The organism is Kitasatospora sp. NPDC096147, from assembly GCF_044763225.1.
Classification (GTDB): Bacteria; Actinomycetota; Actinomycetes; order Streptomycetales; family Streptomycetaceae; genus Kitasatospora.
Window position 1 is genome coordinate 1,014,727 of record NZ_JBIWFX010000001.1, and the last position, 7,031, is coordinate 1,021,757.

A 7,031-nucleotide genomic window follows, 5' to 3' on the forward strand; every position below is an offset into this window, starting at 1 on the left:
CCGATGAATCCCGCTGACCTCCACCATCCGCGCGCCCCACGTACCTCGGGCTCCTCAGGCACCTCAGGCACCTCGGGCTCCGAGATCCTCCGCACCACCGTCCGCCGCAACGCCGGCGCCATGGTCCGGGGCACCGTCCTGATGGGCCTCTACCAGGCCGGCGAGACCGCCTTCCCGATCGCTCTCGGCCTGATCGTCGAGCACACGCTCGCCCGGCGCAGCCTGGCCTCCCTGACACTGGCCCTCGTCGCCCTCGCCGCAATCATCACCACCGTCTCGCTCTCCTGGCGGTTCGGGATGCGCATCATCCAGCGGGCCAACACCACCGAGGCGCACCGCTGGCGGGTCCGGGTCGCCGCCCGTGCACTCCAGCCGGTGGCCCCGGAGACCGGGCTGCGGTCCGGTGAGGTGCTGGTCATCGCCACCGAGGACGCCGACCAGACGGCCGACGTCGTCGAGGTGGTGCCGGTGCTGATCGGCTCGCTGGTCGCGGTGGCGATCACGGCGGTCGCCCTCGGCACCGCGCACCTCGGGCTCGGCGCCCTGGTGGTGGTCGGCAGCGCCGCCATCCTGGCGGTGCTCAGCGTGCTGTCGGGCCGGATCGGCAGCAGCACCAAGGAGCAGCAGGCCCGGGTCGCACAGGCCGGTGCGAAGGTCGCCGACCTGATCAACGGCCTGCGCCCGCTCAACGGCTTCGGCGGCAACCACGCGGCCTTCCTCTCCTACCGCCGGCTCAGCACCCGGGCCCGGGACCAGGCCGTCGCCGTCGCCCGGATCAACGGCACCTACGCGGGCACCGCGCTGGCGCTGAACGCGGTGCTCGCCGTCACGGTGGCGCTGACGGCCGGCTGGCTCGCCCTCCGGGGACGGATCGGCATCGGCGAGCTGGTGATGGCGGTGGGCCTGGCCCAGTTCGTGATGGAGCCGCTCACCCTCTGCTCGAACATGCCGAAGTACCTGGTGACGGCCCGTGCTTCGGCCGAGCGGATGGCCCTGGTCCTGGCCGCCCCGCCGACCGACGGGCCGGTACCCCCGGCGGGGGCGGAGCGCCTGTCGGGGCCGGAGCACCCGCACCCCGGCGGGGGCGTCGAGCTGGAAGGGCTCCGGTACGGAGCCCTTCAGGGCCTCGGACTCCGCTTCCCCGCAGGGGAGTTCACCGCCGTTCTGACCCACCGGCCGCAGGAGGCGGCCGACCTCGTCTCGGTCCTGGCACTGCACGTGCCGCCCGACGGGTACGACGGTGTGGTCAGGCTCGGCGGCCGGCCGCTGGCGGAGCTCCCGGTCGATTCCGTCCGCGCCCGACTGCTGGTGAACCCCCACCACGGCGAGGTCTTCGCCGGCACCCTCCGCTCGAACATCGACCCTTCGGGCACCAGCGGGACGGTACCCGAGGCGGTCCGGGCGGCCATGCTGACCGATGTCGTCGCGCTGCACTCCCGGGGGCTCGATCACGAGGTGCGCGACCGGGGGTCGAACCTGTCCGGAGGGCAGCGTCAACGGCTGTCGCTGGCAAGGGCGTTGGCCGCCGACAGCGAGGTGCTGGTGCTCCACGACCCGACCACCGCGGTCGACGCGGTGACCGAAGGGGCGATCGCCCGCCGCCTCGCGGAGCACCGGCGCGGGCGTACCACCATCGTGATCACCAGCAGCCCGGCCCTGCTCGACGCGGCCGACCGGGTGTACGTCCTGTCGGACGGCGCGGTCCGGGCGGAGGGCACCCACCAGGAGCTGCTGGCCGACGACGAGGGCTACGCGCTGGCGGTCGCACGCTGACCCCGCGCCGGATGGTCCGCCGTGCAGCCGGACCACCGGGGTCGGCCTCCGGCCGGGCACGTCCCCCACCGCCGCACTCGGATCACCCGGCCCGACGGAGTGCCTTTCCAGAGCGGCCGGTGCGCCGGCCGGGGCGACACGCTGCGCCCGATCCACCGGCAGCACCTGTGCACCGAGCTCGTCCGGCTCGCCGCCTGACCCACTGCCAGGCCGCCCGCCACCCGCGCGGCGCCGGAGCCCGCTTCAGCCGAGCAGCTCCAGCAGGCGCCGTGCCTGCCGCTCCGCCGTGCCCGCCGGATTGCGCCCCTCCGCCGGATCCTGGAGCCCGAGCACCAGCAGCCAGAGCAGGGCGAGCAGCCGCCGACACTCCGCCAGTCGCCGCGCCTCACCCTCCGTCAGTTCGAAGCACCCGAGGAAGTGCGGCACGTCGAAGTCACTGTCCACCCACACCGAGACGTGCTCCACCACGTCGGCCAGCTCGTACGCCCGGTCGCTCCGCCCGGAGTCCTCGAAGTCCACCACCCGCACCCGGGCGCCGTCCCAGAGGTAGTTGGCCAGGTTCCCGTCCGCCTGACCGAACACGGCCGGCACGCCGGCCCCCGGCTCCCCGGTCGCCAACGCGGTCCGGCCGAGCCAGTGCATCCCGTCCTCGACCGCCCGCCGGACCTCCGCCGACAGCCACCCCGGCTCCGCACCCCGCACCGTGGCGTACCGCTCCCGGATGCCGCGGGCCGCGTGGTGCTCGCCCCAGAGCCGCACCGGCAACCGCTCCACCACCGCACCGGGCACCTCCGTGTGCATCCGCGTCAGCACCCCGGCCAGCGCCGCCGCCTGACCGCGGCTCACCGGGCCACCGCGCAGCGGCGTCCCGGGCAGCCGTCCCATCACCACCGCCGGCACCGGTCCGGCCAGGTCCGCCGCGAGCGGTTCGGGCGCCAGCCCGGGGCAGTGCTCGGCCAGCAGCGAGAGCGCCCGCCACTCCCGCCCGGGCTCACCGTCGGCGGCCGAGCGGAACCGCTTGACCACCCGGTCGTCCAGCACCTCGACCCCGTGCGTACCCCACTGCTCGCTCATCGGCCCCCCTCGTGTCGCGAGCCGCCCATCCTGGCACGGCGCCCGCCCTCCCTTCGAACGCCTGCCCAAGCGCGGCTCCGCACAGGCGAGTTGGGCTCCTCCTGCCGCAGGGGTTCTCGCCGCAACCGCCTTATTGTACTCTGCGTCTAATAGCGGGCTCGGGGCCCGCGAGGCGTACGACGGAGGCAGCCATGGCCCGGACCGGGGCGGCAGAGCAGACGGAGCGAACCGGACGACCGAACCACCCTGAGCCCGCCGACGGCGAGGAGGTGTACCGGCGACTGCTGGACTCCTCGGCCCGGCTCTCCTACGACCCGGCGGTCGAGATCGACTGGGACGCGCCGCTGCCGGAGGAGCACTACGGGCTGAACCCGGAGTGGAGCACCCTCTACGGCACCCGGCTCTGGGACGAGATGACCGAGCGTCAGCGGGTCACCCTCACCCGGCACGAGGTCTGCTCGATCATGAGCACCGGCATCTGGTTCGAGATGATCCTCCAGCAGATGGTGCTGCGCGACCAGTACCTGAAGAACCCGGGCAGCGCCGAGTTCCGCTTCGCCCTCACCGAGATCGCCGACGAGTGCCGGCACTCCATCATGTTCGCCCGTGCCTGCGAGAAGATGGGCGCCCCCGCGTACAAGCCCAAGCGCCTGCTGGCCGAGGCCGGCCGCCTCTTCAAGGCCACCGCCCAGGGCGAGATGGCCTACGGCGGCATCCTGGTCGCCGAGGAGGTGCTCGACGTGATGCAGCGCGACTGGATGCGCGGCGAGGACGTCCTGGAGATCGTCCGCGGCACCTCCCGGATCCACGTGGTGGAGGAGTCCCGGCACATGAAGTTCGCCCGTCAGGAGATCCGCGAACGGCTCTACGGGGCAGGGCCGTTGCGCCGCCGGCTGGCGGCCGGCGGGATCGCCACCGCCGCCTTCGTGATCGTCTCCAGCATGGTCAACAAGGGCGTCTACGCCGCCGCCGGGCTGGACCCGGCACGGGCCGTGGCCGAGGTGCGGGGCAATCAGCACCGCAAGGCGATGATGCGCACCAGCTCCGCCCACCTGATGGCCTTCCTGGCCGACAACGGCCTGCTCACCGACCGCGCGGTGGCCCTCTACCGGCGGGTCGACATGCTCTGAGACCGGTCCCCGCCGCCACCCGCGCCGCCACCCCCACCACGTCCCCCAGCACCGAGGACCCCACCCGGCCATGGCCTACGCGATCACCCGCTCCTGCTGCAACGACGCCACCTGCGTGGCGGTCTGCCCGGTCAACTGCATCCACCCCACCCCCGACGAGCCGGACTTCGGCCGCACCGACCTGCTCTACATCGACCCGGACGCCTGCATCGACTGCGGCGCCTGCGCCGACGCCTGCCCGGTGGAGGCCATCAAGGTGACCGACGAACTCACCGGCCCGGACCGGGTGTTCGTCGAGCTCAACCGGCGCTACTACGAGCAGCACCCGACCGACCACGCCTGGGGCGCGCCCTCCTTCCCGCGCAGCCTTCCGGCCCGGGCCGAACCGCTGCGGATCGCCATCGTCGGCACCGGCCCGGCCGCCTCGTACACCGCCCAGGAACTGTTGCGCTCGACCGACGCGCAGCTCACCGTGCTGGACCGGCGCAGCGTCGGCGGCGGGCTGCTCCGGCTCGGCGTGGCACCCGACCACACCACCACCCGGCGGATCGCGGGCCACTTCGAGCAGGTCTACCGGCACCCCCGGCTGCGGCTGCACCTGTCCACCGAGATCGGCCGCCACCTCTCGCACGAGGAACTCGCCGCCCACCACCACGCGGTGGTCTACGCGACCGGCGCCGAGGGGGACCGCCGGCTCGGCCTGCCCGGCGAGGACCTGCCCGGCAGCCTGCCCGCCACCACCGTGGTCGGCTGGTACAACGGCGACCCGGCCGTCCCGGCCGACACCGTCCGGCTCGACGCCGAACGCGCCGTCATCATCGGCAACGGCAACGTCGCCCTCGACATCACCCGCATCCTGCTCCAGGACCCGGACGGCCTGGTGGGCACCGAGATCGCCGACCACGCCCTCGCCGCCCTGCGCGGCAGCCGGGTGCGGGAGGTGCTGCTGCTGGCCCGCCGGGGGCCGTCGGACGCCGCCTGGAGCACGCCCGAGTTCCTGGCGGTCCGTGAACTGCCGGGCGTGGACGTGGTGGTGGCCGACGACCCGGCCACCCTGGCCGCCATCGCGGCCGCCGGGCCCGGTGACAAGGCCGCCCTCCTCGCCGACCTACCGACCGTGCCGGCCGACGCCCCGCCGCCACCCGCCGGCACCCGGCGGATCACCCTGCGCTTCCACACCACCCCGACCGCCTTCACCGGCGGGGAGCAGGTGGAGGGCGTCCTGGTCCGCCCGACCGGCGCCGGCCCGGACGGCCCGTCCTCCAGCGTCCCGGCCCGCCTCGTCATCCGCTCCATCGGCCACCGGGGCACCCCCGTCCCGGGCCTGCCGCACGACGAGCGCACCGGCACCGTCCCCCAGCGGCTGGGCCGGGTCACCGACCCCGCGACCGGCCGGGCCCTGCCGGGCACCTACGTGGTCGGCTGGGCGAAGCGTGGTCCGGTCGGCGGCATCGGCAGCAACCGGGGCTGCGCCCAGGAGACCGTCGCGGCCCTGCTGGACGACGCCGCCGCCCGGACGCTCCCCTCCCCGTCGGGCGGCCACCGCGACTTCGCCCGACTGCTCCGGCAACGCACCGGACGGTAACGGGAACTGACGGAGCGTCAGCGGAGCGGGGAAGAGCTGACGGCCTCTGCGCCGAACGGGTGGCAGCAGGTGTGACGGGGGCGCACCGGCGGTAGGGGGCGGCCATGACCTCCCCCCACCCGCAGCCCGCCCCCACCGCCCCCGCTGCCGTCCCCGCCCCGACCCCCGCACAGCTGGCGGGCCGCCGGGGGTACCGGCCGCGCTTCCTCGGCCCGGAAGTACCGCTGCCGCTGCCGGTCGATCCGGGCACCGGCACCGTGGTGCTGCGCTACACCCACTTCTCGGTGGTCTTCCGACCGGACCGCCGCCTGGCCGCCGCGACCGCGGTGGCGATCGACGGCCACCGGCTGCGGGACCTGCCCCGGGAGGGTGACCGGTGGCGGTTCGACCCCCGCATCCCCGCCGCCCAGCAGGCCGGTGACGCGCTGTACGACCGCAACGGGCTCGACCGCGGCCACCTGGTCCGGCGGCTCGACCCGGTCTGGGGCGGGGAGGCCGAGGCGCTCCAGGCCAACGACGACACCTTCTACTTCACCAACGCCGCCCCGCAGTCGGAGGACTTCAACCGGAGCAAGCTGCTCTGGCTGGGCCTGGAGAGCTACCTGCTGGACCACGCCGCCGACTCCGACCGCAGGCTGGTGGTGCTGAGCGGCCCGGTGCTACGGCCGGACGACCCGCCCTACCGGGGCATGCGCATCCCGCTGAGCTTCTGGAAGGTCACTGCCTTCCTCACCGAGGACGGCGAACTGGCCTCCACCGCTTACCTGTTGAACCAGAGCCCGGACCTTTCGACGGCCCCGCCCACGGTCGATCCGGCCGGTGCGGCGGAGGCCGTGCCGCCCCTCGGCGCGTACCGGACCTTCCAGACCCCGGTGGCCGACATCGCCGTACTCACCGGCCTGGACCTCGGCCCGCTGCCGGCCGCCGACCGGTACCGGCCCGCACCGGCGCCCGAGGGCGCCCCGCCGCGCCACCGCTGGACGGAGCTCTCCGAGCTGGACCAGATCGTCTTCTGACCGCCCATCGCCCGCCCCGCACCCCCGCCGCGTGAGCGCGAGGGGGCACGGGGCGCGGCACGGGGGCGGCGTCAGATCACGTCCTCCAGCTCGCGCAGCAGCCGCGCCTTCGCCCGCACACCGACCACCGACTTCACCGGCCGACCGTCCCAGAAGACCATCAGGGTCGGCATCGACAGCACGCCGTAGGCCGCCTGGATCTCCGGATTCCGACCGCCCCGCACCCCCCGCCGCGTGAGCATGAGGGGCGCGGGGACGGCGGCGCCGAAGCGGCGTCAGATCACGTCCTCCAGCTCGCGCAGCAGCCGCGCCTTCGCCCGCACACCGACCACCGACTTCACCGGCCGGCCGTCCCGGAAGACCATCAGGGTCGGCATCGACAGCACGCCGTAGGCCGCCTGGATCTCCGGATTCCGACCGCCCCGCACCCCCCGCCGCGTGAGCATGAGGGGC

At 74.5% G+C, this 7,031-nt stretch carries 6 protein-coding genes and 1 pseudogene; 4 read left to right on the forward strand and 3 right to left on the reverse strand.

Annotated features, from left to right (window positions below; all coding sequences use genetic code 11):
- Positions 1-3 precede the first annotated feature (3 nt).
- Positions 4-1,773 (forward strand): ABC transporter ATP-binding protein, encoded by a 1,770-nt coding sequence (locus ACIRBX_RS04370; protein WP_402293641.1) that lies wholly within the window; start codon positions 4-6, stop codon positions 1,771-1,773.
- Between the two features lie 243 nt (positions 1,774-2,016).
- Here ACIRBX_RS04370 and ACIRBX_RS04375 read toward each other — a convergent pair whose 3' ends face one another.
- Entirely contained in the window at positions 2,017-2,847 is an 831-nt protein-coding gene (locus ACIRBX_RS04375) for a phosphotransferase family protein (protein ID WP_402293642.1), read from the reverse strand.
- 191 nt (positions 2,848-3,038) lie between these two features.
- Between ACIRBX_RS04375 and ACIRBX_RS04380 the strand changes: the two genes are divergently transcribed.
- The 3 genes from ACIRBX_RS04380 to ACIRBX_RS04390 all read left to right on the forward strand — a co-directional run bounded on the left by ACIRBX_RS04380 (position 3,039) and on the right by ACIRBX_RS04390 (position 6,578).
- Complete coding sequence (locus ACIRBX_RS04380) at positions 3,039-3,977, forward strand: diiron oxygenase (RefSeq protein WP_402293643.1); 939 nt, start codon at positions 3,039-3,041, stop codon at positions 3,975-3,977.
- Positions 3,978-4,047: 70 nt separating this feature from the next.
- The gene (locus tag ACIRBX_RS04385) at positions 4,048-5,562 is read left to right on the forward strand and encodes a 4Fe-4S binding protein (RefSeq protein ID WP_402293644.1); all 1,515 of its coding nucleotides are present in this window, start codon (positions 4,048-4,050) and stop codon (positions 5,560-5,562) included.
- A gap of 104 nt (positions 5,563-5,666) precedes the next feature.
- On the forward strand, positions 5,667-6,578 hold the full coding sequence (locus ACIRBX_RS04390; RefSeq protein ID WP_402293645.1) for a DNA/RNA non-specific endonuclease: 912 nt from the start codon (positions 5,667-5,669) through the stop codon (positions 6,576-6,578).
- A gap of 71 nt (positions 6,579-6,649) precedes the next feature.
- Here ACIRBX_RS04390 and ACIRBX_RS04395 read toward each other — a convergent pair.
- Positions 6,650-6,769: pseudogene (locus ACIRBX_RS04395) on the reverse strand (thiol reductase thioredoxin); the annotation flags it as partial.
- An 84-nt stretch (positions 6,770-6,853) separates the two neighbouring features.
- On the reverse strand, positions 6,854-7,031 hold a 178-nt coding region (locus ACIRBX_RS04400; protein ID WP_402293893.1), incomplete at its 5' end, for a thioredoxin family protein.